General features: G+C 70.4%; 21 protein-coding genes, 1 tRNA gene and 1 pseudogene. 10 read left to right on the forward strand and 13 right to left on the reverse strand.

What is annotated here, in order from left to right; all coding sequences use genetic code 11:
- The first annotated feature begins 40 nt into the window (after positions 1-40).
- The 5 genes from ABZ906_RS27240 to ABZ906_RS27260 all read left to right on the forward strand — a co-directional run bounded on the left by ABZ906_RS27240 (position 41) and on the right by ABZ906_RS27260 (position 6,949).
- On the forward strand, positions 41-1,789 hold the full coding sequence (locus ABZ906_RS27240; RefSeq protein WP_361386909.1) for a phospholipid carrier-dependent glycosyltransferase: 1,749 nt from the start codon (positions 41-43) through the stop codon (positions 1,787-1,789).
- Between the two features lie 119 nt (positions 1,790-1,908).
- Positions 1,909-3,540 (forward strand): penicillin-binding transpeptidase domain-containing protein, encoded by a 1,632-nt coding sequence (locus tag ABZ906_RS27245; RefSeq protein ID WP_361386912.1) that lies wholly within the window; start codon positions 1,909-1,911, stop codon positions 3,538-3,540.
- A gap of 228 nt (positions 3,541-3,768) precedes the next feature.
- The gene (locus ABZ906_RS27250) at positions 3,769-5,466 is read left to right on the forward strand and encodes a penicillin-binding transpeptidase domain-containing protein (protein ID WP_361195236.1); all 1,698 of its coding nucleotides are present in this window, start codon (positions 3,769-3,771) and stop codon (positions 5,464-5,466) included.
- Between the two features lie 119 nt (positions 5,467-5,585).
- Entirely contained in the window at positions 5,586-6,101 is a 516-nt protein-coding gene (locus ABZ906_RS27255; protein WP_361195234.1) for a YbaK/EbsC family protein, read from the forward strand.
- Positions 6,098-6,949 carry a DMT family transporter gene (locus tag ABZ906_RS27260; protein WP_361386915.1) on the forward strand — a complete coding sequence of 284 codons (852 nt, stop codon included), beginning with the start codon at positions 6,098-6,100 and terminating at the stop codon, positions 6,947-6,949. The genes ABZ906_RS27255 and ABZ906_RS27260 overlap by 4 nt, the downstream gene beginning before the upstream one ends.
- 121 nt (positions 6,950-7,070) lie before the next feature.
- Here the strand turns inward: ABZ906_RS27260 and ABZ906_RS27265 are convergent, their stop codons facing one another.
- The 4 genes from ABZ906_RS27265 to ABZ906_RS27280 are packed head-to-tail and all read right to left on the reverse strand — an operon-like array spanning position 7,071 to position 10,849.
- A complete protein-coding gene (locus tag ABZ906_RS27265; RefSeq protein ID WP_361386918.1) occupies positions 7,071-8,234 on the reverse strand; it encodes a serine hydrolase domain-containing protein in 1,164 nt (387 codons plus the stop codon).
- 35 nt (positions 8,235-8,269) lie between these two features.
- Positions 8,270-9,034, reverse strand: coding sequence for an ABC transporter ATP-binding protein (locus ABZ906_RS27270; RefSeq protein ID WP_361386921.1), 765 nt, complete (start codon positions 9,032-9,034; stop codon positions 8,270-8,272).
- Positions 9,022-9,783 carry a cobalt ECF transporter T component CbiQ gene (gene cbiQ / locus ABZ906_RS27275; RefSeq protein WP_361386924.1) on the reverse strand — a complete coding sequence of 254 codons (762 nt, stop codon included), beginning with the start codon at positions 9,781-9,783 and terminating at the stop codon, positions 9,022-9,024. Before cbiQ ends, ABZ906_RS27270 begins: the two co-directional genes overlap by 13 nt.
- 1 nt (position 9,784) lies before the next feature.
- Positions 9,785-10,849, reverse strand: a complete 1,065-nt coding sequence (locus tag ABZ906_RS27280) for an energy-coupling factor ABC transporter permease (RefSeq protein ID WP_361386927.1) — start codon at positions 10,847-10,849, stop codon at positions 9,785-9,787.
- A gap of 212 nt (positions 10,850-11,061) precedes the next feature.
- Between ABZ906_RS27280 and ABZ906_RS27285 the strand changes: the two genes are divergently transcribed.
- Positions 11,062-11,403, forward strand: a complete 342-nt coding sequence (locus ABZ906_RS27285; protein WP_361386930.1) for an SsgA family sporulation/cell division regulator — start codon at positions 11,062-11,064, stop codon at positions 11,401-11,403.
- Between the two features lie 34 nt (positions 11,404-11,437).
- Here the strand turns inward: ABZ906_RS27285 and ABZ906_RS27290 are convergent.
- The 3 genes and pseudogenes from ABZ906_RS27290 to ABZ906_RS27300 all read right to left on the reverse strand — a co-directional run.
- Positions 11,438-11,807, reverse strand: a pseudogene (locus tag ABZ906_RS27290) (hypothetical protein); the annotation flags it as partial.
- A gap of 92 nt (positions 11,808-11,899) precedes the next feature.
- Positions 11,900-14,155 carry an MMPL family transporter gene (locus ABZ906_RS27295; protein WP_361386932.1) on the reverse strand — a complete coding sequence of 752 codons (2,256 nt, stop codon included), beginning with the start codon at positions 14,153-14,155 and terminating at the stop codon, positions 11,900-11,902.
- A gap of 109 nt (positions 14,156-14,264) precedes the next feature.
- A complete protein-coding gene (locus ABZ906_RS27300; protein WP_361195328.1) occupies positions 14,265-14,837 on the reverse strand; it encodes a TetR/AcrR family transcriptional regulator in 573 nt (190 codons plus the stop codon).
- A 258-nt stretch (positions 14,838-15,095) separates the two neighbouring features.
- On the opposite strand from ABZ906_RS27300, the gene ABZ906_RS27305 reads away from it, so the two are divergent.
- Together ABZ906_RS27305 and ABZ906_RS27310 are read left to right on the forward strand one after the other, a co-directional pair.
- Positions 15,096-18,386, forward strand: a complete 3,291-nt coding sequence (locus ABZ906_RS27305) for a S41 family peptidase (protein ID WP_361386935.1) — start codon at positions 15,096-15,098, stop codon at positions 18,384-18,386.
- A gap of 86 nt (positions 18,387-18,472) precedes the next feature.
- The gene (locus ABZ906_RS27310; RefSeq protein WP_361195218.1) at positions 18,473-18,679 is read left to right on the forward strand and encodes a hypothetical protein; all 207 of its coding nucleotides are present in this window, start codon (positions 18,473-18,475) and stop codon (positions 18,677-18,679) included.
- Positions 18,680-18,767: 88 nt separating this feature from the next.
- On the opposite strand, the gene ABZ906_RS27315 is transcribed toward ABZ906_RS27310, so the two are convergent.
- From ABZ906_RS27315 to ABZ906_RS27325, 3 genes are read right to left on the reverse strand one after another with little or no spacing between them, the layout of a single operon-like run.
- Complete coding sequence (locus ABZ906_RS27315) at positions 18,768-19,646, reverse strand: SDR family oxidoreductase (RefSeq protein ID WP_361195216.1); 879 nt, start codon at positions 19,644-19,646, stop codon at positions 18,768-18,770.
- The gene (locus tag ABZ906_RS27320) at positions 19,643-20,596 is read right to left on the reverse strand and encodes an alpha/beta hydrolase (RefSeq protein ID WP_361386938.1); all 954 of its coding nucleotides are present in this window, start codon (positions 20,594-20,596) and stop codon (positions 19,643-19,645) included. Before ABZ906_RS27320 ends, ABZ906_RS27315 begins: the two co-directional genes overlap by 4 nt.
- Positions 20,593-22,176 (reverse strand): NAD(P)/FAD-dependent oxidoreductase, encoded by a 1,584-nt coding sequence (locus ABZ906_RS27325; RefSeq protein WP_361386941.1) that lies wholly within the window; start codon positions 22,174-22,176, stop codon positions 20,593-20,595. The genes ABZ906_RS27320 and ABZ906_RS27325 overlap by 4 nt, the downstream gene beginning before the upstream one ends.
- Before the next feature lie 186 nt (positions 22,177-22,362).
- On the opposite strand from ABZ906_RS27325, the gene ABZ906_RS27330 reads away from it, so the two are divergent.
- Positions 22,363-23,004: a MerR family transcriptional regulator gene (locus tag ABZ906_RS27330; protein WP_361387433.1), complete on the forward strand. Its 642-nt coding sequence runs from the start codon at positions 22,363-22,365 to the stop codon at positions 23,002-23,004.
- Positions 23,005-23,057: 53 nt separating this feature from the next.
- Here the strand turns inward: ABZ906_RS27330 and ABZ906_RS27335 are convergent, their stop codons facing one another.
- Positions 23,058-24,107 (reverse strand): DUF6528 family protein, encoded by a 1,050-nt coding sequence (locus ABZ906_RS27335; protein WP_361386944.1) that lies wholly within the window; start codon positions 24,105-24,107, stop codon positions 23,058-23,060.
- Positions 24,108-24,198: 91 nt separating this feature from the next.
- Positions 24,199-24,999 (reverse strand): exodeoxyribonuclease III, encoded by an 801-nt coding sequence (locus ABZ906_RS27340; protein ID WP_361195210.1) that lies wholly within the window; start codon positions 24,997-24,999, stop codon positions 24,199-24,201.
- Between the two features lie 84 nt (positions 25,000-25,083).
- Here ABZ906_RS27340 and ABZ906_RS27345 point away from each other — a divergent pair, with 84 nt between their 5' ends.
- Positions 25,084-25,596 (forward strand): GNAT family N-acetyltransferase, encoded by a 513-nt coding sequence (locus tag ABZ906_RS27345; RefSeq protein WP_361386947.1) that lies wholly within the window; start codon positions 25,084-25,086, stop codon positions 25,594-25,596.
- A gap of 95 nt (positions 25,597-25,691) precedes the next feature.
- Here the strand turns inward: ABZ906_RS27345 and ABZ906_RS27350 are convergent.
- A tRNA-Ala gene (locus ABZ906_RS27350) sits at positions 25,692-25,765 on the reverse strand.
- Positions 25,766-25,788: the final 23 nt, after the last annotated feature.

Consider the following 25,788-nt stretch of genomic DNA (forward strand, 5'->3'; position numbering starts at 1 on the left):
GGAGCGGGACTCACACAGTCGGGTTCCCTACGATGGCGCGGTGACCAGTACCGCGTCTTCCCCGGACACCCGCCAGGGCCAGGCAGCCGAGGAGCAGCAGCCGTCGTGGCAGCACAGGCTGCGCCGCTTCGGATATGTGGCGCGGCCCACCGGGCCCACCTCCGACGTCCGGGCCCGGCTCGTGCCCGCGTACACCGGGCCGAGCCCGCGGCTGTGGGCGTCGATCGGCATGCCCAAGCACTACGCCGACCTGCTGGTCCGGTGGTCGGGCTGGATCGGCCCCCTGCTGATCACGCTCGTCGCGGGGCTCACCCGGTTCTGGAATCTCGGCAGCCCGAAGGCCGTGATATTCGACGAGACGTACTACGCCAAGGACGCCTGGGCGCTGATCCACCGGGGCTTCGAGGTCAACTGGCCGGACAAGGTCAACGACACCGTCCTCCAGCAGGGCTCGGGCGTCACGATCCCCACGGACGCCGCGTACGTCGTGCATCCGCCGGTCGGCAAGTACGTCATCGGCATCGGCGAGTGGATCTTCGGTTTCGATCCGTTCGGCTGGCGCTTCATGACGGCGCTGCTGGGCACGCTCTCGGTCCTGATGCTGTGCCGGATCGGGCGGCGGCTCTTCCGCTCCACGTTCCTGGGGTGCCTGGCGGGCGCGCTGCTCGCGGTGGACGGGCTGCACTTCGTGATGAGCCGCACCGCGCTGCTCGACCAGGTCCTGATGTTCTTCGTGCTCGCCGCGTTCGGCTGCTTCCTCATCGACCGGGACAGGGCGCGGCAGAAGCTCGCGGACGCGCTGCCGACGGACGAGGACGGAATCGTCCGCGCCGACGCGTACGTAGCCGGGACGCTGCGCCTGGGCTGGCGGCCCTGGCGGTGGGCGGCCGGGCTCTGCCTGGGTCTCGCGTTCGGGACCAAGTGGAACGGCCTGTACATCATGGTCTTCTTCTGCCTGATGACCGTCCTGTGGGACGTGGGCAGCCGCCGGGTCGCCGGCGCCGCGCACCCCTACCGCACGGTCCTCAAGCGGGACGTGTTCCCGGCGTTCGTCTCGACGGTGCCGGTCGCGATCGGCACGTACGTCCTGTCCTGGCTCGGCTGGATCCTCTCCCCGACGGACGGCTCGGGCGGCTACTACCGCAACTGGGCGGCGACGGACGGCAAGGGCGGCTCCTGGACGATCCTGCCGGACTGGCTGCGCAGCCTGTGGCACTACGAGCACGCGGTGTACGACTTCCACGTGGGGCTCTCCTCGCCGCACACCTACCAGTCGAACCCGTGGAGCTGGATCGTCGACGGCCGCCCCGTCTCGTACTTCTACGAGTCGCCGCTGCCCGGCAAGGACGGCTGTCCGTCGGGCACCGCCGAGAAGTGCGCCCGCGAGGTCCTGGCGCTCGGCACTCCGATGCTGTGGTGGGCGGGGGCGTTCGCGCTGCTGTACGTGCTGTGGCGGTGGGTGTTCCGCAGGGACTGGCGGGCGGGCGCCATCGTGTGCGGGATCGCGGCGGGCTATCTGCCGTGGTTCATGTACCAGGAGCGGACGATCTTCTTCTTCTACGCCGTCGTCTTCGTGCCGTTCCTGTGTCTGGCCGTGGCGATGATGATCGGCGCGATCCTGGGGCCGCCGGGGTCCACCGAGCGGCGCCGGGTCGTGGGGGCGGCGGCATCGGGTGTCCTGGTGCTCCTGATCATCTGGAACTTCGTCTGGTTCTGGCCGATCTACACGGGTCAGGCCATTCCCATCGATTCCTGGCGGGCCCGCATGCTGCTCGACACATGGGTCTAGACATTTGCCTGTACCGGACGCATAACAGCCCTCTCTTCCGTCACTCCCGCCGCTTAGGGTTCTGGGCGTGCGACCTTCCCGAATTCATTCGGGAAGGCTCCCGGGGAGGGGAACGCGACATGCGTAAAGGGGTAAAGGTCACGCTGGTCGGCGGGGTATTCGCCGTCATGGTGGGGGGCGCCGGATATGGCGCGTACAACTTGGTGAACGGAGTGACCGGGGGCGGGGGTTCGCCCGGTGCGGGGCCCAAGACGGTGAAGGCGGGGCCGCCGACGAGCGGTGAGATAGGCGAGACCACGAAGAAGTTCTTCGCCGCGTGGGCGAAGGGGGACGCCAGGCAGGCCTCGTACTACACGAACAACGCGGAAGCGGCATCGACGCTTCTGACCGGCTACCGCGAGGACGCCCACCTGACGAAGGTGAAGCTCGTACCCGGCAAGGCCACCGGCGCGGTCGTGCCGTTCTCGGTCGAGGCGACCGTGTCGTACAAGGGGAAGACCGAGCCGTTCGCGTACGACTCCGAACTGACCGTCGTGCGCGGCAAGACCACCGGCCGCGCGCTCGTCGACTGGCAGCCCTCGGTCGTCCACCCGGACCTGGAGCGGGACGACACCCTGGAGACGGGTGAGGCCGCCGCGCCGCCCGTCCAGGCCGTCGACCGGCACGATCAGGTCCTGGACAGGAAGGTCTATCCGTCGCTCGGCCCTGTCCTCGACCAGCTGCGGGCGAAGTACGGCGACGAGGCAGGCGGCACCCCCGGCATCGAGCTCTACGTCCGGCGCGCGGACGAGGACGCGGGCACCAAGACGCTCCTCACGCTCTCCAAGGGCAAGGCGGGCCGGCTGGAGACGACCCTGAGCGCGCCCGCCCAGCGGGCCGCCGAGAAGGCGGTGGCGCAGCACCCGGAGTCGTCCGTGGTGGCCGTGCAGCCGAGCTCCGGCGAGGTCCTCGCGGTGGCCAACCACCGCCAGGACGCGTTCAACGCGGCGTTCGAGGGCAAGCTGGCCCCCGGCTCGACGATGAAGATCGTCTCGGCGGCGATGCTCATCGACAAGGGCGTGACGAAGGCGAGCGGTCCCGCGCCCTGTCCCGACACGGCGGTCTGGCAGGGGCAGCAGGTCAACAACCTCAAGGGGATGGCGCCGAACGAGAGCGCGACCCTCTCGGAGAGCTTCGCCCGCTCCTGCAACACCGCTTTCGTGAAGCTGGTCGACGAGGACGGCATCTCGGACGAGTCGCTCACCGAGGAGGCACAGCAGGGGTTCGGCCTCGGGCTCGACTGGAAGGTGGGCGTCACGACGACCGACGGCTCGGTCCCGGCGTCTCCCGGCCCCGACCGCGCGATGAACGTCATCGGCCAGGGCCAGGTGCAGATGAACCCGCTGAACATGGCGTCGGTCACGGCGACCGCGATGACGGGAGCCTTCCGGCAGCCGGTCATCGTGCCCCGGGCGATGGACGACCGTGAGCTGGCGCAGGCGCGCGGACTGCCCGCGGCCACGGTCGGGCAGCTGCGTCAGATGATGAACCGTACGGCGGTCAGCGGCACCGGCGCGGGCGCCATGGCCGGGCTCAGCGGCCGGATCGGCGCGAAGACCGGCTCGGCCGAGGTGACGGGCCAGGAGAAGCCGAACAGCTGGTTCACGGGCTACCGGGAAGACGTGGCAGCGGCGGCGGTGGCACAGGAGGGCGGCCACGGCGGCGACACCGCGGGCCCTATCGTGGCGGCGGTGCTTGCCGCAGGCAGTTGAGGCATGTGGTCGGGGGCTTCATGAAAGCCCCCTAGTGTGAGCCTTCCGGTGCGGAGCCTGGGGGCTCCGTGATCTGGGATCTGCGGAGGGTCAGTGGGTAAGCGAGGGCGCGCCAGCGAGCGCAAGGGCTTCAAGAGCATCACGGGCGCGGGGGTGGCGTCCGGTGCGCCGGGTGTTCCGGGCGGGCCGGGCGGACCGGGTATGCCCGGCGGACCGGGTGGACCGGGTATGCCGGGCGGACCGGGGGCTTCCGGTGCGAAGCGCAAGGTGCATCCCGGTGTGCTCGGCGGTGCTGCCGCCGTGGTCGTGTGCGGCGTGGGCATCGCCGCGTACAGCCTGATCGGCGGTTCGTCCGGTGACGGCGACGGGACGGTCGACGAGAAGCAGGTGGCCTCGGGCCCGCCGACGGCCGCCGAGGTCCGCGCCACCACGAAGGACTTCCTCGCGGCATGGGAGAAGGGCGACGCGGCGGGGGCCGCGGCGCTCACCGACGACCGGGCGACGGCGAAGACGGCCCTCACCGCGTACGCCAAGGACTCGCACCTGACCAAGGTGAAGCTGACGCCGGGCAAGCGGGCGGGCGCGAAGGTGCCGTTCTCGGTCACCTCCACGGTCTCGTACGAGGGACAGAGCAAGCCGTTCGCGTACGAGTCCGAGCTGACCGTCGTACGAAGAAAGGCCGACGGCAAGACGCTGGTCGGCTGGCAGCCCTCCGTCGTCCACCCGGACCTGAAGGACGGCGACCGCCTGGTCACCGGCGAGGCCGGGGATCCGCCCATCAAGGCGGTCGACCGGGACGGCGGCGAGCTGACCAAGGCGAAGTACCCCTCCCTCGGCACGGTCCTGGACAGCCTGCGCGAGAAGTTCGGCGACAAGGCAGGCGGCAAGGCGGGCGTGGAGCTGCGCGTCGTGCGCAAGGACAGCGCGAAGGACGCCGAGAAGTCGAAGACGACGAAGGACGACGCCGAGGCCACGCCCGACAAGACGCTCCTGACGCTCTCCCCGGGCACTCCCGGCACCCTGGAGACGACCTTCGACGCCACGCTCCAGGCGGCGGCGGAGAAGGAGACCGGCAAGCGCAAGCAGGCTTCGGTGGTCCTGGTGAAGCCGAGCACGGGCGAGATCCTGGCGGCGGCCAACTCCAACCCCGGCGGCTTCAACACGGCGTTCCAGGGTTCGCTGGCCCCCGGTTCGACGATGAAGGTCATCACGTCGTCGCTGCTCCTGGAGAAGAAGCTCGCGGGGGTCGACAAGAAGCACCCCTGCCCGAAGTACGTGACGTACGGCGGGTGGAAGTTCCAGAACGACGACAAGTTCCAGATCAAGGACGGCACGTTCCGCGCGAGCTTCGCCCGGTCCTGCAACACGGCCTTCATCAGCCAGGCCAAGGAGCTGGAGAACGACTCCCTGACCAAGCAGGCGCAGGAGGTCTTCGGGCTCGGCCGCGACAACTGGTCGACCGGCGCCCCCACCTTCGACGGCGCGATCCCCGTGCAGAGCGACGCGCAGATGGCGGCCTCGCTGATCGGGCAGGGCGGGGTGCGGATGAACCCGCTGAACATGGCGTCGGTGGCGGCCACGGTGAAGTCGGGCACGTTCAAGCAGCCGTACCTGGTCTCGCCGGACGTCGACAACCGCACGCTGGCGACGGCTCCCCGGAAGATGTCGGGCGCGACGTCTTCGGCGCTGCGGGACCTGATGCACTACACGGCGACCTCGGGCACGGCGATGGAACCCATGTCCGGGCTCGGCTCCGACATGGGCGCCAAGACGGGCTCGGCGGAGGTCGACGGCCAGAAGAAGCCCAACGGCTGGTTCACGGCATACCGCGGTGACCTCGCCGCGGGAGCGGTGGTGCAGGAGGGCGGCCACGGCGGGGACTCCGCGGGTCCGCTGGTGCGGGCGATGTTCCTGGCGAACAAGTAGCCGCTGTCGCGCTCGGCGGGGGCGGGGCGGCCGTGTGGTGTCCCGCTCGGCGGGAGCGGCCGTCCGGTATACGGATACACGGTCGCGTGCCCGGTACACGGACCGCTAGCGTGCCGGGCATGAGCGCTACGGATTCCCCAGCTTCACCCGCTTCCCCCGCACACCCCCGTTTCGCCGCGGCTCTGGGCGACCTTGGCCTCGCCGACCTGGTCGGCGAGGTCCGCCGCTTCCCGGAGGCGACGCGCACGGCCCAGGAGGCCGCCGCGGCCATCGGCTGCGAGCTGAGCCAGATCTGCAAGTCTTTGATCTTCGCCGCGGACGGGGTCCCGGTCCTGGTCCTGATGGACGGCGCCTCGCGCGTCGACCTGGAACTCGTACGGCGGGAACTGGGCGCGGAGAAGGTCACGCGGGCGAAGGCGGACGTCGTACGGGAGACCACGGGTTACGCGATCGGCGGCGTACCGCCCTTCGGCCACGTGACGAAGACGCGGGTCCTCGCGGACCGCTCGCTGCTCGGCCACGAGGTGGTGTGGGCGGCGGCGGGCACCCCGTACGCGGTCTTCCCCATGGCGCCCAAGGATCTGATCACCCACGCGAACGGCACCCTGGTGGACGTGCGCGAGCTCGCCAAGTGACGCCGCTGGTGGCGGCGGCGGTCCTGCTGGCCGCCGTGACGCACGCGAGCTGGAACGCGATCGCGCACCACATCACCGACAAGCTGGTCGGCTTCACCCTCATATCCGGCGGCGGGCTCTTGATCGGCCTGCTCATCGCCCCGTTCGCGGCGATACCCGCGGCGGGCGCCTGGCCGTACCTGATCGTCTCCGCGGCGATCCACGTCGGCTACTACGCCCTGCTCATGAAGTCGTTCAAGCTCGGCGACTTCGGCCAGGCCTACCCGATCGCACGCGGCACGGCGCCGCTGGTGGTGACGGTCCTCGCGGCGGTCTTCGCGGGCGAGATACCGGACGGCTGGCAGGCGGCGGGCGTCGCGGTCTCGTGCGCGGGCCTGACGGGCCTGGCCCTCTGGGGCATACGGGGCTCGGGGCGCCGCCCCGACTGGGCGGCGATCGGCGCCGCGCTCGCTACGGGCGTCTCGATCGCGGCGTACACGGTGGTGGACGGCCTCGGCGTCCGCGCGTCCGGCACCTCGATGGGCTACATCGCCTGGCTGATGATCCTGGAGGGCCTGGCGATCCCGGCATACGCGGCGTACCGCTGGCGGGGCGAACTGGTCGGCAAATTGCGCCCGTTCGCGAAGGTGGGCCTACTGGGAGCGGCCCTGTCGGTGGCGGCGTACGGCCTGGTCCTGTGGGCCCAGACCAAGGCGGACCTCGCGCCCATCTCGGCACTCCGGGAGTCCTCCATCATCGTGGGCGCGGCCATAGGCGCGATCTTCTTCAAGGAGAAGTTCGGAGCGCCGAGGCTGGTGGCGGCGGGCCTGATGGTGGCGGGAATCGGGTTGATGCTGCACGCGGGGTGAGGGGGCGTACCCGATTTCAGCCCGTCCGGCGCTTGAGGAGCGGGGGCCGGGGCGGAGCCCCTCCGCGGCGGAGCCGCAAATAGATACAGCCGGGAAGGGGCGGGGTTGGGGAAAAGTCCCTTCACAACAGCCCCCGCACCGCCCGCACAAGCCCCTGCGCCCGCGGATCCGCCGTAACCCCCTTCGCCATCCCGTTGGTCACGTACCCGAACCCCACCCCCGACTCCGGGTCGGCGAAGCCCAGTGCGCCACCCCGGCCGGGGTGGCCGAACGAGCCGGGGCCGAGCAGGGGCGAAGCCCCGCCGTGCAGCATGTAGCCGAGGCCGAAGCGGGTGTTCACGACCAGGACGCGGTCGGGCCCCGAGGACGCCTCGGCGCGGGCCAGTTCGACCGTGGGCGGCGTGAACAACCGTGCGGCGCCGTCCACTTCGCCGATCAGGGAGGCGTAGAGGCGGGCCAGGCCGTCGGCGGTGGCGACGCCGTTGGACGCGGGGAGGACGGCCGCCCGGTACGCCGGTTCGTTCTCGTCCGGCTCCGGGGTGATCGCTCCGAACGCACGGCGGGTCAGCGAGGCGGGGTCCGCGTACGCCTCCGCGACGCCCCGCTTGGGCCGCACCCTGAGCCCTCCGGCAGGGACGGAGTCCTCGATCCGGCCGAGGCGCCCGACGCGGCCCGCTTCCGCCTCCGGAAGACCGATCCACAGGTCGATGCCGAGCGGCCCGGCGATCTCCGAGGCGACGAACTCCCCGATGGACCGCCCCGTCACCCGCCGCACGAGTTCACCGGTGAGCCAGCTGTACGTATGCGCGTGATACCCGTGGTCCTCGCCGGGCTCCCAGAACGGGGCCTGGGCAGCGACCACCGCCGCGCCGAGATCCGGGTCGAGCGCCTCCGAGGGCGTCAGCGGACGGTCGAGCGCCGGCACCCCCGCGCGATGCGCGAGCACATGCCGGACCAGTACCCGCTCCTTGCCGCGCGCCTTGAACTCGGGCCAGTACGACCCGACGGGCGCTTCCAGGTCCAACTCCCCGCGCTGGTGCAGGAGAAGCAGGACGGCGGCGGCCACACCCTTGGTGGCCGAGCGCACGACCTGCGCGGTGCCGTGCTCCCAGGGCCCGCCCCCGCCGACATCCCTCGTGCCGCCCCACAGATCCACGACCGGTCGTCCGTCGCGGTACACGCTGACGGCCGCTCCGCGCTCGCCGAGGTCGGTGAAGTTCCGTACGAAGGCATCCCGGACCGGTTCGTATCCCTCGGCGACTGTCCCGTGCACATCAACGTTCATGACAGGACCAACACCCTCCCCCGACCAAGGATTCCCTACCGATTCGCCTCGACGGTCTTCGGATCGAAGCCGAACGGTAGTTCAAGCCGGTGGGCGGACATCAGGTCCTCGTTGGCGAGGAGTTCCCCCGTCGGGCCGTCCGCGGCGATCACGCCGTCGCTCAGGATCAGGGCGCGGGGGCAGAGTTCGAGGGCGTACGGCAGGTCGTGGGTGACCATCAGGACCGTCACGTCCAACGACCGCAGGATGTCGGCCAGTTCACGGCGCGAGGCCGGGTCGAGGTTCGAGGAGGGTTCGTCGAGGACCAGGATCTCCGGCTCCATGGCGAGGACCGTCGCCACCGCGACGCGCCTGCGCTGGCCGAAGGAGAGGTGGTGCGGCGGGCGGTCCGCGAATTCCGCCATGCCGACCCGGGCGAGGGCCTTCTGGACCCGGGCCTCCAGTTCCGGGCCCCGCATTCCCCCCGCCGCCGGACCGAACGCCACGTCCTCGCGCACCGTCGGCATGAAGAGTTGATCGTCGGGGTCCTGGAAGACGATGCCGACCCGGCGCCTGATCTCCGCCATGTGCTTCTTGCCGACCGGGAGGCCCGCGACGGTGACCGTGCCCGCGCCGCCGGTCAGGATGCCGTTGAGGTGCAGGACGAGCGTCGTCTTGCCCGCGCCGTTCGGGCCGAGCAGCGCCACCCGCTCGCCGCGGCCGATCGTCATGTCGACGCCGAAGAGCGCCTGGTGCCCGTCGGGGTAGGCGAAGGCCAGTCCGGCCACTTCGAGTGAGGGTGCAGCAGTCACAGGGTCCATCCCAACAGACATACGACAAGAGCGGCGGCCGGCAGGGCGAAGGCGTACGTCCACTGCGCACGCGAGGCGGTGACCTCGTCGATCACCGGCATCGAACCGGCGTACCCCCGGCTGACCATGGCCAGGTGCACCCGCTCGCCCCTCTCGTACGAGCGGATGAAGAGCGCGCCCGCGGACTTCGCGAGGACGCCCCACTGCCGTACGCCCCGCGCCTCGAAGCCGCGGGACTCGCGGGCGATCTTCATGCGGCGCATCTCGTCCGTGATCACGTCGCCGTACCGGATCATGAACGAGGCGATCTGCACCAGGAGCGGGGGGAGCTTCAGGCGCTGGAGGCCCAGGAGCAGGGCCCGTAGTTCGGTGGTCGAGGCGAGGAGGACCGACGCCGCTACGCCGAGCGTGCCCTTGGCCAGGACGTTCCAGGCGCCCCAGAGGCCGTTGACGCTCAGGGACATGCCGAGTACGTCGATCCGCTCGCCCTCCGCCACGAACGGCATGAGCACCGCGAACGCCACGAACGGGACCTCGATGAGCAGCCGCTTGAGGAGGAAGGGGAGCGGGACGCGGGAGGCGTACGCCACCGCGCCGAGCAGCACCGCGTACAGGCCGAACGCCCACATCGCCTCGCGCGGTGTGGAGACCACCACGACCACGAAGCAGAAGACCGCCGCCAGCTTGGTGTGCGGGGGCAGCGCGTGCACCGGCGAGTGGCCGTGCCGGTAGAGCCGGTGGGCGTGGCCCGCGCCCATGTCAGGCGTTCTCCGAGACGGAGTCCGTGGAGGCCGGGCCCGCGTCCGTCGTACGGCGGCGGCGCAGCGCCCAGAAGATCCCCGAGCCCGCGACGACGGTGACGCCGACGCCGATCACGCCCGCGAGGCCGCCGGAGAGGCGGGTGTCGGTGATGTCCTTGACGCCGTAGTCGGCGAGCGGGGAGTCCGCGGTGGCGTGCTCCTCGGCCTTCTTGTCGATGCCCTTGTCGGCGGCGACCTTCTCCAGACCGTCGGGGTTCGCCGACGCGTAGAAGCTGACGAAGCCCGCGAGGACGAGGGAGGTGACCAGGCCCGCGAGCCACACCTTGCGGTGCGAGCGGGCCGCGACGGGGGCAGGTTCGGGGGTCGCGTCGGGGGCGTCGACGAGTTCGCCGCCGACGCGGAGCTTGAGCTTCTGGGTCAGGCCGCGGGCGCCATAGACGAGGTCGGGGCGGACGGCGATGACGGCGCCGACGGTGAGCGCGGTGATGGCCGCCTCGCCGATGCCGATCAGGACGTGCACGCCGATCATCGCCGTGGCGACCTTGCCGATGGAGACGTCGGTGGTGCCGCCGAGGGCGTAGAGGAACGTGAAGGCGACCGCGGCGGCGGGCACGGAGATCAGCGCGGCGACGAAGGAGGAGGCGGTGATCGAACGGCGGGTGCGGGGGAGCACCTTCACGAGTCCGCGGAACGTGAGATAGGCCACGACGGTCGTGACGATCGCCATGTCCGTGATGTTCACGCCGAGGGCGGTGAGGCCGCCGTCCGCGAAGAGGACGCCCTGCATGAGCAGGACGACGGAGACGCACAGGACCCCCGTATAGGGGCCGACGAGTATCGCGGCGAGCGCTCCGCCGAGCAGATGTCCGCTGGTCCCGGCGGCGACGGGGAAGTTCAGCATCTGTACGGCGAAGATGAACGCGGCGACGAGGCCGGCGAGCGGCGCGGTCCGTTCGTCGAGTTCGCGCCGGGCGCCGCGGAGGCTGACGGCGACCGCTCCGGCGGCGATGAGTCCGGTGGCGGCGGAGACGGGGGCGTTGATGAATCCGTCGGGGACATGCATGCGCGCGCTCCTGGGCAGGACAGGAAGAAAGACAGACAGAGCGGGTCGCTCGTGAACCGTTCAATGATAGTGCTCTGTTGCGAACGGCTTGCAAGAGCGATGAGTACCCAGTTATCCCGGTCACACTCGGTCACATCTGGAGCGAGAATCCGAATATATGGGACATTAGAGGTCATAAGGCCTGAGACGGCCGTGACGGTGAGGAGTCGGCGATGCCCGCAGTAGAACAGTTCGCACGCGTCCACGTCGTCTCGGACTCCCCCGACGACCAACTCGCCGTCCCCGCCGTCCTGCGCTACGACCCGGAGGCCGACCCGCATTCGGTGCGGATCGGCCTCCCTGGTTCCCACGAGTGGACGTTCGCCCGGCAACTGCTCGAACAGGGCCTGCGCGCCCCGACCACCAGCGGCGACGTCCACATCTGGCCCTGTGGGCGGGTCCAGACGGTGATGGAGTTCCATTCGGCGCAGGGAGTGGCGGTCGTACAGTTCGACGCGTCCGCACTGATCCGCTTCCTCCGCCGCACATACACGGCCACTCCCGTCCCACACTGACGCGCAGGTCAGCCGCGTACGTCAGCGCCGTACGTCAGACGCGCTCCAGCTCCCTGTCGTCGTCGCCGGGACCCTGCTTGCCCGCCGAGTCGAGGCCACGCAGCCCCTCCCCCTCGACATCCACATTCGGCAGCGCGCGGTCCAGCCACCTCGGGAGCCACCACGCCTTCTTGCCGAGCAGCGCAAGCACCGCCGGGACCAGTGCCATGCGGACGATGAACGCGTCGAAGAAGACCGCGATCGCCAGACCGAAGCCGATCATCTTGACCATCTGCTCCGTGGAACCGATGCTGCGTCTTTCCGGGGGAACCCCCCGGACCCCCGGCCGCGAAGACCGCGATCATGATCACGGCGGCCGCCGAGACCACCCGCGCGCACGCCTCGCCGCCGCTCCGGAAGCCGGTCGCGGTCGAGTGGTGGCCGACAGAGCGAAAGGGGCGGTGAGAAGCGCGGGCCCTTCTGCGCTTCTCACCGCCCCTACCAAGCGGCCCCCAGATCAGACTCGGGCCGGCTCCCGGTCCGCGTCCGGGTCCTGAGCCGCGCCCTTCTCATCCAGCGCGCGCAGCCCCTCCCCCTCGACATCCACATTCGGCAGCGCGCGGTCCAGCCACTTCGGGAGCCACCACGCCTTCTTGCCGAGCAGCGCAAGCACCGCCGGGACCAGTGCCATGCGGACGATGAACGCGTCGAAGAAGACCGCGATCGCCAGACCGAAGCCGATCATCTTGACCATCTGCTCCGTGGAACCGATGAATCCGGCGAAGACCGCGATCATGATGACGGCGGCTGCCGAGACCACCCGGGCGCCGTGCCGGAAGCCGGTCACGATTGCCTGGCCGGGGCGCTCCCCGTGGACGTACGCCTCTCGCATGCGCGTCACGAGGAACACCTCGTAGTCCATCGCGAGGCCGAAGACGACGCCCACCATGAAGATCGGCATCATGCTCATGATCGGGCCGGTCTGCTCGACCCCGAAGAGCGAGCCGAGCCAGCCCCACTGGAAGACCGCGACGACCGCGCCCAGGGCCGCGAGCACCGAGAGCAGGAAGCCGAGCGCCGCCTTGAGCGGAACCAGGATGGAGCGGAAGACGACGATCAGGAGGAGGAAGGCGAGGCCGACGACGAGTGCCAGGTAGGGCAGCAGCGCGTCGTTCAGCTTCTCCGAGACGTCGATGTTCATGGCCGTCGTGCCGGTGACCATGACACTCGCACCGGTGTCGGACGTGATGTCGCCGCCCGCGTCACGGATCGCGTGCACGAGGTTCTCGGTCTCGATGCCGCTGGGCTTGGAGGACGGGACGACGCTGATGATCGCCGTGTCACCCTCCTTGTTGAGCGCCGGCGGGGCGACCGAGAGGACGTCGTCGAGTCCGGAGATCGTCTTGGTGATCGAACCGGCGGCGGCCTTCGGATCCTTGGAGTCCTTCAGGTCGGCGACCACCATCAGCGGGCCGTTGAAGCCGGGACCGAATCCCTCGGAGACCAGGTCGTACGCCTTGCGCTGGGTCGTGGACGTCGGCTGCGAGCCGTCGTCCGGAAGGCCCAGTTCGAGGGAGGAGACGGGCAGCGCCGCGGCGCCCAGACCGATCACACCGACGAGCAGGACGGTGAGCGGCCGCCGGACGACGAAGCGCGCCCAGCGCGTACCGAGGTTGTCCTTCGGCTTGGCGTCCGCGACAGCGGATTCCGACGCGGCCGCGTCCTTCTTGCGGCCACCGCCCAGCACCTTGCTCTTCTCGCCCGTGGGCTTGACCTTCTTGCCCGCGTACCCGAGCAGCGCCGGAATCAGGGTGAGCGCGATGAGGACGGCGATGACCACCGTGCCCGCCGCGGCGAAGCCCATCTTCGTCAGCATCGGGATGTTCACCACGGCGAGGCCGACCAGGGCGATGACCACGGTGAGCCCGGCGAAGACCACGGCAGAACCGGCGGTCCCCACGGCCCGCCCCGCGGCCTCCTCGCGGTCCCGCCCGTCGGCGAGTTCACCGCGGTAGCGCGAGACGATGAAGAGGGCGTAGTCGATGCCGACCGCGAGGCCGATCATCATGGCGAGCGTGGAGGTCGTCGTCCCCAGGTCGAGCGCGCTGGCCAGCGCGGTGATGGTGGAGACGCCGATGCCCACACCGATCAGCGCGGTCAGCAGCGGAAGCCCCGCCGCGACCAGCGAACCGAAGGTGATCACGAGGACGACCGCCGCGACCGCGATGCCGATGACCTCCGTGGCCCCGGTCTCGGGCATCGCCTGGAGCGCGTCGCCGCCGACCTCGACCGTGAGTCCGGACTCCCGCGCCTCGTCGGTCGTCTTCTCCAGGGCGTCACGGCTGTCCTCGGTCAGCTCCATCGAGGTGACCTTGTACGACACTGACGCGTACGCCGTGGAGCCGTCCTTGCTGACCGTCTTGGTCTGGAAGGGGCTGTCCGCCCGCGCGACCTCGTCCGAACCGGACTTGAGAGCGGCGACGGTCTTCTCGATGTCGGCCTTGTTGGCCGGGTCGGTGACCTTCTCGCCGTCCGGCGCCTTGAAGACGACCTTGGCGCTCGCACCGTCGGCACTGGCTTCGGGCACCCGCTCTTCGAGCAGGTCGAAGGCCTTCTGCGCCTCCGTACCCGGAATGGAGAAGGAGCTTGACGCAGCGGTGGGCGCGGACGCGGCGCCGACTCCGGCGAGGGTCAGGAGCGCCACCCATATCAAGGCGACGAAGTGCCGCCGCCTGAAGGCGAGTCGGCCTAGTTTGTAGAGGAAAGTGGCCACGAGGGCGTACTCCCGGTCAGGTCGTGGTGTCTACGGGGCAGGAGGGATCAGCCCGACGACGTGAGCGGTCGCGTCAGGTGGAAGGGGTGGTCCTGGTGAAGGGGGTGGGTCAGACGCCGAGAGCGGGGAGGATCACGGCGTCGACATAGGAACGGAGGAACTCACGGTCGACCGTGCGGTCCTCGATCAGGTCACGGGCGACGAAGCCGCCGACCATCATGTGGATGACGAAGTCGAGCGCGGGGTTGTCCGGGGACACTTCGCCGCGCTCCACGGCCCTGCGCAACAGGGTGTTCAGGCCGGTGAGCTCCGGCTCGATGAGCACCTGCCGCAGCGCCTGGTGGAGTTCGGGGTTTCCGTGGATGGCGTGGAACAGGCTCCGCATCAGCGCGGCGTCCCGCTCCATCTGACAGTCGTCCGAACGGTCCACGCTCTCCATCAGGTCCCCGCGCAGGGACCCGGTGTCGATGTCCGCGATGGACACCGGCTTGTTGTGCCGCAGCGCCCTGGCGATCAGCTCGGGCTTGCTCCCCCACTGGCGGTAGAGGGTGGCCTTGCTGGATTTCGAGCGGGCCGCGATGGCGTCCATCGTGAGCGCTTCGTAGCCGACCTCACGGAGCAGATCGAGCACGGCCGCGTAGAGCTCGGCCTCGCGCTCGGGTGTGATCCGGCTGCGCCGCACCGTTGCCGCCTCAGCCATGATCCCTCCGCTCCTTGTCGAAACTGTTCCGTACGCCATGACTGTACCCGGCAGCTTAACGAAACGAAACCGTTTCGTACGTGTGCTGCGTCACGCGTACGTCCCCGCGCCCGACCGCGCCCGCCGCGTCCGACCGCAGCCCGCCGCATCCCGCCCCGCCACACCCCGCCGCATCCGGCCACGCCTGTTCGTCCCCCTGTACGAGTTGCCGGGCCCTGCGCACCGGAAAAGCATGGTGAAGTGACCGACGCGCGCGATGAAGCCCATGCTGACCACGCCGACCAGGCCTACCTGCGATTTCCGCACCTCAGCGGCGACCGCCTCTGTTTCGCGGCCGAGGACGATCTCTGGGTGGCCCCGATGGGCAAGGACGGCGAGCCCGCGGGCCGGGCCTGGCGGGTGACCGTCGACCGGACCAAGGTGAGCCACCCGCGCTTCTCGCCGGACGGCCGGCACATCGCGTACACGACATGGCGCAGTCTCGACCCGGAGATCCACCTCACCCCGGTGGACGGCGGCCCCGCCCGCCGCCTCACCTACTGGGGCAGTACGGACACCCGGGTCTGCGGCTGGTCCCCCGACGGCGACATCCTCGCCGTCTCCTCGCACGGCCAGCCCTTCTCGTACTTCTGCTGGGCCTACAGCGTGCCCACCGACGGCTCGCCCGGCGGCAAGCTGCCCTGGGGCCCGGTGTACGACATCGCGGTCAACGACGTCGACGGCGACCGCAAGACGCTCCTGCTCACCGGAAAGCCGCCGCACGAGCCCGCGGCCTGGAAGCGCTACCGGGGTGGCGCCATGGGCCGCCTGTGGATGCACGGCGAGCAGATCCTGCCCGACCTCGGCGGACATCTGGACGCCCCGATGTTCGTGGACGGCAGGATCGCCTTCCTCTCCGACCACGAGGGCATCGGCAATCTCTACTCCTGCCTGCCGGACGGTTCCGACCTGCGGCGGCACACCGATCACGACACGTTCTACGCCCGGCACGCCTCAAGCGACGGCGCCCGCGTCGTCTACCAGTGCGCGGGCGACGTCTGGCTGGTGGACGACCTGAGCGCCGGCTCCGTGCCGCGCCGCCTCGACGTGCGCCTCGGCGGGCCGCGCGCCGGGCGGCGGATCTACCAGGTGCCGGCCGCGCAGCACGTCGACTCGCTCTCCGTGGACGCGACGGGTCGGGCCAGCGCCGTCGTCGTACGCGGCAGCCTGTACTGGCTGACGCACCGGGACGGGCCCGCGCGCACCATCACGGACACCCCCGGCGTACGTGTGCGGCTGCCGGAGATGCTCGGCAAGGGCGGGCAGGTCGCCTACGTCACCGACGCGGAGGGCGAGGACGCCGTCGAGATCGCCTATCTGCCGCGGGCCAGCGGTGCGCGCCTGCCGCGCAGGCTGGCGCAGGGGAAACTCGGCCGGGTCCTCGAACTGGTCTCCGACCCCGAGGGCGAACGCCTCGCGATCGCGTCGAACGACGGGCGGCTCCTCCTGGTCGACGCGACCGAGGAGTCCGACGGCGAGGTGACCGAGCTGATCGTCTCCACCAACGGCCCGGTGCGCGACCTGGCGTTCTCCCCGGACGGGGCATGGCTGACCTGGTCGCATCCGGGGATCGGCCGCTCCCTGCGGCAGATCAAGATGGCCCGTATCGAAGGCCCCGGCTGCCGCATCATCGTCGACGTCACCAACGGCCGCTTCGAGGACGAGAACCCCGTCTTCACGCGTGACGGCCGCTATCTCGCCTTCCTGTCCTGGCGCGGCTTCGACCCCGTCTACGACGTGCACACCGGCGACCTCTCCTTCCCGCTCGGCTGCCGCCCCTACCTGGTGCCCCTGTCGTCGGCGACCCCCTCGCCCTTCGCGCTCTCCCCCGACGGCCGCCCGGCCGCGGGCGGGCTCGATCCGGCCGACGGCAGGTCGCAGGACGGCACGGTGATCGTGGAGGTGGAGGGCCTGGAGAACAGGGTGACGCCGTTCCCGGTCTCGGCGTCGAAGTACTCGGCCCTGCACCCCGTCAGCGGCGGCGGCCTCGTCTGGCTGCGCTGGCCGATCTCGGGCGCCCTCGGCGAGACGTTCGCCAACCCGGCGGACACCTCGGGCCGCCCCACCCTGGAGTACTTCAACATCGCCAAGGCCAAGAAGTCCGCCCTGGTCGATCACCTCGACTGGTTCGCGCTCAGCGGCGACGGCACACGGCTCGTGGTGGTCGACGAGGGCGATCTGAGCGCGGTCCCTTCGACGGAGGTCGGCGACGGCGACACGACCGTCTGGATCGACCTGCGCCGCATCCTGCACGAGGTCGACCCGGCGGCGGAGTGGCGCCAGGCCTACGACGAGGCGGGCCGGCTCATCCGCGCCTACTTCTGGGAGCCGCACATGTGCGGCATCGACTGGCCCGCGATCCTGGACCAGTACCGGCCGCTCGTGGAGCGGGTCGCGTCCCCCGACGAGTTCGCCGACCTGCTCCGCGAGGTCCTCGGCGAACTGGGCACGTCCCACGCGTACGTCTCCCCCGCCCGCCGCAACGAAGGGCCGCCGCACTACCAGCGGGCGATGGGGCTGCTCGGCGCCAACCTGGTCTGCCGGGACAACAAGTGGATGGTCAAGCGCATCCTGCCCGGCGAATCGTCCGACTCCAAGGCACGCTCGCCGCTCGCGGGCGCGGGCATCCGCGAAGGAGCGGTCCTCACCCACATCGACGGCCGCCCGGTGGACCCGGTGACGGGCCCCTTTCCGCTGCTCGCGGCGGCGGGCGGCACGACGGTCGAGCTGACGTTCGAAGCGGCGGAGTCGGAGGGCAGACCGCGCAGGGTGGCGATCGTCCCGCTCATCAATGAACGCCCCCTGCGCTACCAGGACTGGGTGGCCAAACGACGTGACGTCGTACGGGAGTTGAGCGAGGGAAAGTGCGGCTATCTGCACATCCCCGACATGGGCGGATCGGGGTGGGCCCAGTTCAACCGGGACCTGCGCCTTGAGGTGTCCCGCCCGGCCCTGATCGTCGACGTGCGCGGCAACGCGGGCGGCCACATCAGCGAGCTCGTGATCGAGAAGCTGACGCGGAAAATCCTGGGCTGGGACCTGACACGCAACGCCCAGCCCGTCTCGTACGCGTCGAACGCCCCACGCGGGCCCGTGGTGGCCCTGGCCGACGAGGCGACCTCCTCCGACGGCGACATGATCACGGCGGCCTTCAAGCTCCTGAACCTCGGCCCCGTGGTGGGCCTGCGCACCTGGGGCGGCGTGGTGGGGATGACCGGGCGGCATGTCCTCGGGGACGGCACGGTGATCACGGTGCCGATGAACGCGGCGTGGTTCGACGCCTACGGCTGGTCCGTGGAGAACCACGGCGTGGCCCCGGACCTGGAGGTCCTTCGCACACCCCTGGACTGGGCGGAGGGGCGGCACGCGCAGCTCGACGACGCGGTGCAGGTCGCGCTCGACCTCCTGGCACAGCATCCGGCGGCGACGCCTCCGGGCCTGGACGACGTGCCGGACCGGCGGCGTCCGAAGCTGCCGCCCCGTGACAACTGACCGTTAATGATCGAAATGCGCGGAAAGTTCCCTCATGTCAGGCTGATCGAGGCCCCTCCAACCTCACCCTCTAGGAGTGAACAAGCATGGGCATCAAGGACCAGTTCCAGGACAAGGCCAACGACCTCGCCAACAAGGCGAAGGACTCGATGGGCGGCGCGAAGGACGAGGCGAGCGAGCGGGCTTCGCAGGCGCGGGACGAGGCGAGCGAGCGCTCCTCGCAGGGCCAGGACCAGGCCCGGGACGCCGCGCAGGAGCAGCAGGACAAGTTCAACCGGGACTACGACGCCTGACGCTGCGCTGAGCTTGAGACAGCGAGGCCCGCCCGGGACGCCGGGCGGGCCTCGCTTCTGCGTCCGGCACGCGTGCCGGACCCCTCGACTACCGCCCGGTACGAGCCTGTTCGTCGGCGGAGCCCCCCGCCCCCACAAGACCCGTGGAGACCGAGGCGAGGCGGGGTTCGAACCGCCGCATCTCGCGCTGTCCGACCGTGCCGATGAGCGCCGGGAGGTAGCCCCGGATGCCCTGCATCCCCCGCAGCCACCACTGCGCGTACACATGGCTGGACCGGCGCTCGATCCCGGCGACGATCCGGTCGACGGCCGGACCGAGGGGGTACGTCTTGTTGGACGGCCACGGCAGGCGCTGCCGCAACTCCCGCATCACGTCGTCCTGGTCGGCGCCCCGCACCATGTCCGTGTCCGTCCAGGACAGGTAGCCGACGCCCACCTTCACGCCCTTGTAGCCGACCTCGGCCCGCAGGCAGTGCGCGTACGCCTCCACGCCCGACTTCGACGCGCAGTACGCCGACATCATCGGCGCCGGAGTGATCGCCGCGAGCGAGGCGATCTGGAGCAGATAGCCCCGGCTCTCCGTGAGGACCGGCAGGAACGCCCGCCCCGTCACCGCGCTGCCGATGAGGTTGACCTCGATCACCCGGCGCCACGCCACGGGGTCGGACTCGACGAACGGACCGCCGTTGGCGACGCCCGCGTTGGCGACGACGATGTCGACCTTCCCGAACCGCTCCTTGACCTCCTGAGCGACCCGCGCCATCTCGACATGGTCGGTGACGTCCGCGTGCCAGGCCTCGGCCTCGGTGTGCAGCCGCCCCGCGACCTGCTTCAGCTCGTCCGGTTCGAGACCGACGAGCGCGATCTTCGCGCCCCGCGCCGACAGCTTCCGCGCGAGCAGCTCGCCCACGCCCCGCGCCGCCCCGGTGACGACCGCGACCTGACCCTCAAGGCTGACCTTGCTCATGCGCTGCTCCCCTCAAGCCCCTGAACCTGCTGATCGCCGACCCGTACGTACCTCTTCACGAGATCCCTGATCCCGTCCGTGATCGCCTCCGGCGCCTCGACGGGCGTCATATGGCCGAGGCCCGGCAGCTCGGTGAGGCCGAGGGAGTCCGGCAGCATCCCGGCGATGCGGCGCGCGTGCGCGACGGGTGTCATCCGGTCGGCCGTGCCCGCGACGACCGCGGTCGGCACCGTCAGCTCCAGGACACCGGCGTCGAGTTCGAGCTCGTCCAGCACGTGCGACCAGCGGTAGCGCACCACCCGCGGGCATCCGTGCACGATCCGCGCGCACACCTCGACCCGCTCCGGCGCCGAACCCGGCCCCATCGTCGCGTACTTGAGGATCTTGCGGGCCACGGGCGTCACCGGGCCCAGCGGCGCCTTCGCACCGAGGACCGACCGCGTGATCCGCGTCCGCAGCCGCCCGGCGCGCAGCGGCACCACAAGCGACTCGGCGACGAGCCGCGAACTGCCCGTACTGCACAGCAGGGCCGCCGCCGCGTGCTCCCGGAACCCGGGCCGTGTGCTCGCGGCCATGATCGTCATGCCGCCCATGGAGTGCCCGGCGAGGACGGCCTGCTCGCCAGGGGCGAGCGTCGCCGCGAGGACCGCCTCCAGGTCGTCGGCGAGGGCGGTGGTGCTGTAGCCCTCGATGCCGTCCGGCGCGGCGCTGCGCCCGTGCCCCCGCTGGTCGTACGCGATCACGCGGTGGTCGACGGCGAGCTCGCGTATCTGCGCCGCCCAGAAGGCCGTCGAACAGGTCCACCCGTGCGCGAGCACCACCGCGGGCGCGCCCTCGGGCCCGTGCACCTCGGCGTGCAGCCGCGCGCCGTCCGCCGACACGACGGTCAGCTCCCTGGCCGCGGGAGGCGGCGCGAAGGGGCCGCTCGTCACATGCATCAGCCTGCTCATGCGCCTGCCTCGACCTTCTTCGTCTTACGGGACTTCGGCTTCGCCGCTTCCGCGCTCACCTTCGGCGGCCGCACCACCTCGTACTCGGCGAGATCCACCCGCCGCGTCGCGCTGCGGAACTCGCTCGTCGTCCCCGGCCAGATCGTGGTGTTCACGCCGTTCTCGTCGAGATACCAGCTGTTGCAGCCGCCGGTGTTCCACACGGTGCGCTTCATCCGCTCCTGGACCTTGTCGTTCCAGGCGTTGACGGCGCTGGTCCGTACGGCGAGCGCGGCCCGGTCGCCGAGCACGTCCAACTGCCGCATGTAGTCGGCGAGATAGTTCAGCTGGGACTCGATCATCAGGATCATCGAGGAGTTGCCGAGACCGGTGTTCGGGCCGATGACCGTCATGAAGTTGGGGAAGCCCGCAGCGGTCGCGCCGCGCAGCGACTTCATCCCGTCCTTCCAGGTCTCCATCATCGTCACGCCGTCCGAACCCACCACGCGGTTGGCGATCGGCATGTCCGTGACGTGGAACCCCGTACCGAAGATGATCGCGTCGACCTCGGTCTCGGTGCCGTCCGCGGCGACGACGGTATTGCCGCGCACCTCGCTGAGCCCGCTGGCGACGACGTCCACATTGGGCTGCGCGAGCGCCGGGTAGTAGGTGTTGGACAGCAGGATCCGCTTGCAGCCGATGCGGTACGAGGGGGTCAGCTTGGCCCGCAGCGCCGGGTCCTTGATGGCCCTGGCGATGTTCCGCTTGGCGAGCTGCTCGACCATGCCGAGCTCGTTGGGCCGCTTGGTGAACGCCTGGACCTGCAGCTCCCGGATGCCCCACAGGATGCCGCGCCGGGCCTGCGTGGTGAACGGCAGCTGGCGGTGCAGCCAGCGCTCGGCCCTGCTGATGGGGCGGTCCATGCGCGGCATCACCCAGGGCGGGGTGCGCTGGAAGAGGGTGAGCTTGCCGACCTCGCGCTGGATGGCGGGCACGATCTGGATGGCGGAAGCGCCGGTGCCGATCATCGCGACGCGCTTGCCGCGCAGGTCGTAGTCGTGGTCCCAGCGCGCGGAGTGGAAGACCTTGCCCTCGAAGGTGTCGAGGCCGGGGATGTCCGGCAGCTTCGGGTCGGAGAGCGGCCCGGTGGCGGAGACGACGACGTCGGCGGTGAGGGTGCCGTTGCTGGTCTCGATCTCCCACAGCAGCCGGTCCGCGTCCCAGCGCAACAGCTCCACCTCGGTGTTCAGGCGGATGTGCGAGCGCAGCCGGAAGGTGTCGGCGACCTGCTCCAGGTACTCCCTGATGCGCTCCTGGCCCGAGAAGGTGCGCGGCCAGTCGGGGTTGGGCGCGAAGGAGAACGAGTAAAGATGCGAGGGCACGTCGCACGCGCAGCCCGGATAGCTGTTGTCCCGCCAGGTGCCGCCCACCGCGTCGGCCCGCTCCAGGACGACGAAGTCGGTGATGCCTTCGCGGCGCAGCCGGACCGCGGCCCCGAGCCCGCCGAATCCGGACCCGATCACCGCCACCCGCACATGTTCGTGTGCGCGACCACCTTCGCGCCCCTGCTCGCGCTCCTGCTGGCGCTCGTCCTCGGCCATGCCGCCGCCTCCCGAACTGCATCACGACTCTGCCAGTGACCACTGGCGCAATTGGGAGAGTAGAACAACTCCCTACTGATGGGTAGGGGTCTGGCGCCGCGAGTTACCGCCGGTAGAACACGCGCACGACGCACGCGATCCGCCAGCACATAGGCTGCTGCCGTGGCAGAGACACGCGAGTACCGCATGGAGGAGCTGGCCAAGGTCGCCGGCATCACGGTGCGCACCGTGCGCTTCTACCGTGAACGCGGCCTGATCCCGCCGCCCCGCCGCGAGGGCCGCATCGCCTGGTACGACGACCACCACCTGGCAAGACTCCGCACGATCGCCGCCCTCCTGGAACGCGGCCACACCCTGAGCGGCATCGCGGAACTCGCGGAGGCCTTCGAGAACGGCCGCGACGTCGGCGAGCTCCTGGGCATCGGCGAACCCACGGAGGAGACCCCGGTCCGCCTCACCCCCGAGGAGCTGGCCGACCGCTTCGCGGGCGAGGTCACCCCCGAGAACCTCGCGGCGGCCATGGACCTCGGCTATCTCGGCACGGACGGCGACGAAATCGTCCACGTGAGCCGCCGCCTCCTGGACGTCTCATCGGCCCTGGTCCGCGAGGGCATCCCGCTGGCGGCTGTCCTGGAGGCGGGCCAGCGCGTACGCGAACACGCGGACGCGCTCGCGGAGTTGTTCATCACGACCATCCGCACCCACACACCGTCGGAGGCAGGCAACGTCAGCATCGAACGCCTGCGCCCACTGGCGAAGAGCGTGGTGGAGGCGGAACTGTCGATGGCCCTGGACCGCAGACTGGCTTCGGAGAAGCCCGAGGAGTAACCCCTGCCGGGGGCCCACCACCCGCACCCACCCGCCACCCGCACTCACCCCCCTCACCGCGGCAAGAACCACCGAGCCTTGTAAATCCCCCCGTCGACCAGCGAATACTCACCCCGGGGCCGATGGACACTCACCTTGGTGGTCCACCAGGTCTCCTCAAGCCCAGCCTCCGGCACGGTGGACAGCACCTGCCCGGTCCGCGGATCATCCCCGACCGCCTTCACGGACTTCCGGGAAATCTCCTCGGCCCCGGCGAAGTCCTGCACAAAGCCCCCACCCCCGATGTCGTACTGGAAGACGGCCGCGTTGGTGGTCACCCAGAGCCGCTCCACACGCCCGCCCCGCCCCACGCCCCCGGCCACGGGAAAGAGATCATGCCCGCCGGGGGTCTTCCCCGGCGTCCCGACGGGAAGCCCCACCGAGGACCGCCGCGTCAGCGTCGGCCGCGCCCGCGTCCCGCCCACCTCGTACGTGACCAACTCATCGTCACCGATGGCCCACAGCACTTGGCGCGCACCATCCCAGTGCAGCCCGTGCGCCCCCTTCAGCTCCACCTCGGCGTACTGCGAGGCACGCGGCCCCTGCGAAGCCGCGTACAACCGCACCAGCGCCCCCGTACTGCACGCCACCGCGACATTGCCGTCGGGCAGGAGTTCCGCGCTGTGCGGATTGAAGAGGTCGTCGCCGGGACCGAGCGCCGCGCCCCAGTAGCGCTTTCCCGAGGGGTAGTCGACGACGGCGACGAACCCGAAGGACGCGGTGGTCAGGACGTACGTACGCCCTTTGAGTCTGCGCACCTTCGACTCGCTCGGATACACCCAGCTCTCCTCGGGCCGGAGATCCTCGTACCCCTTGCGCCGCGTCGGCGAGAACGCCCACCGCACGACGGACGGATCACGCTCCGCGTCCCACACCCTGCGCCGCGGGTCGAGCACGAGGATCTGCTGGGTCGCCTGCTCGGTGAGGAGCACGGGCGGCGTCCGGCGGGGCACCCCGCCCGGAGTGCCGCCCGACGCCCCGGCGGGTGACGCGGCGGCCAGCGGCAGCCCCGCCCCGACCCCGGCGACCAGCGCCCCCAGCAGCACTCCCCGACGAGACGGCATCGACGCACCGGACATGAAGTCTCCCCCACACGGCTGACAGTTGAGTCATTGTCAGGTACGCGCTCGCAACATGCCATGGCGCCGCGCGGACTCACATGTCGTAGACCACCGTGACGGGCGCATGGTCCGACCACCGCTCCGTGTGCGTGGCCGCCCGCTCCACGAACCCCTTGACCGCGCGCTCCGCGAGCCCCGGCGTCGCCACGTGGTAGTCGATCCGCCAGCCCGTGTCGTTGTCGAAGGCACGCCCCCGGTAGGACCACCAGGAGTAGGGCCCCTCGACGTCGGGGTGCAGCGCCCGCACCACGTCGACGTACCCGGCCTCCCCCTCGAAGACCTCGCTGAGCCAGTCACGCTCCTCGGGCAGGAAGCCCGAGTTCTTCTTGTTGCCCTTCCAGTTCTTGAGGTCGGCCTCCTGGTGCGCGATGTTCCAGTCGCCGCAGACCACGACCTGGCGCCCCTCGGCGGCGGCCCGCTGCTTGAGCCCCTTCAGATACGTGAGGAACTCCCCCATGAAGCGGATCTTCTCGTCCTGCCGCTCCGTGCCGACCTCGCCGGAGGGCAGATAGAGGCTCGCGACCGTGACACCGGGCAGATCGGCCTCGACGTAGCGCCCGCTGCCGTCGAACTCTTCCGAACCGAACCCGATCTGCACCCGGTCCGGCTCACGGCGCGTATAGAGGGAGACGCCCGCGCGCCCCTTGGCGGCGGCCGGCGCGTGCGTGACGTGCCAGCCCTCGGGCGCCCGCACCTCCTCGGGCAGCTGCTGCGGCTCGGCCCGTACCTCCTGGAGGCAGAGCACGTCGGCGGAGGTCTCGGCGAGCCACTCCACGAAGCCCTTCTTGGCGGCGGCGCGCAGCCCATTCACATTCACACTGGTCACGGTGAGCATCCGGGAACGATACCGGCACACTTGAAGCACACCCGCACACCGCAAGCGCCCAAGACGCTCCCGCATAGAAGTACGATGGATCGCATGACTATTCAGCCCTCGCCGCAGCGGCCCGCCGTAGAGCTGCGCCCCACCCCCTTCGACCACCCCGACGCGGTCAAGCTCAACGACCGCGTCCAGCTCGAATACGCGGAGCGCTACGGCGATGAGGGCGACGTCACACCGCTCGACCCGGCCATGTTCAGGGCACCGAGCGGCCTGTACCTCCTCGCGTACGACGAGAACGGCACCCCTCTGGCCACCGGCGGCTGGCGCGGTCACGAGGAGAACGACGAGGGCTACGGAAACGGCGACGCCGAGATCAAGCGCATGTACGTGACCCCGGAGGCGCGCGGCCTCGGCCTGGCCCGCCGCATCCTGGCGGCCCTGGAGGACGACGCGAGGTCCGCGGGCCGTATCCGCATGGTCCTGGAGACGGGCACGAAGCAGCCGGAGGCCATAGCCCTCTACACGTCGACCGGCTACACCCCGGCCCCCGCCAAGTTCGGCCACTACCGCTTCGAGGACCTGAGCCGCTGCTTCGTGAAGTTCCTCTAACCCTCGCGGCACGCGGCGCCCGCCTCACGGCGCCGGTGTCGGCGCACGCAAAGATCCCGCCCAGTTCGATGAACTGGACGGGATCTCATGTGCAGTGGACCTGTGGGGATTTGAACCCCAGACCCCCTCGATGCGAACGAGGTGCGCTACCAGACTGCGCCACAGGCCCTTGCAACGAGTGAAACTCTAGCA

It is taken from the genome of Streptomyces sp. NPDC046925 (assembly GCF_040644915.1).
Classification (GTDB): Bacteria; Actinomycetota; Actinomycetes; order Streptomycetales; family Streptomycetaceae; genus Streptomyces.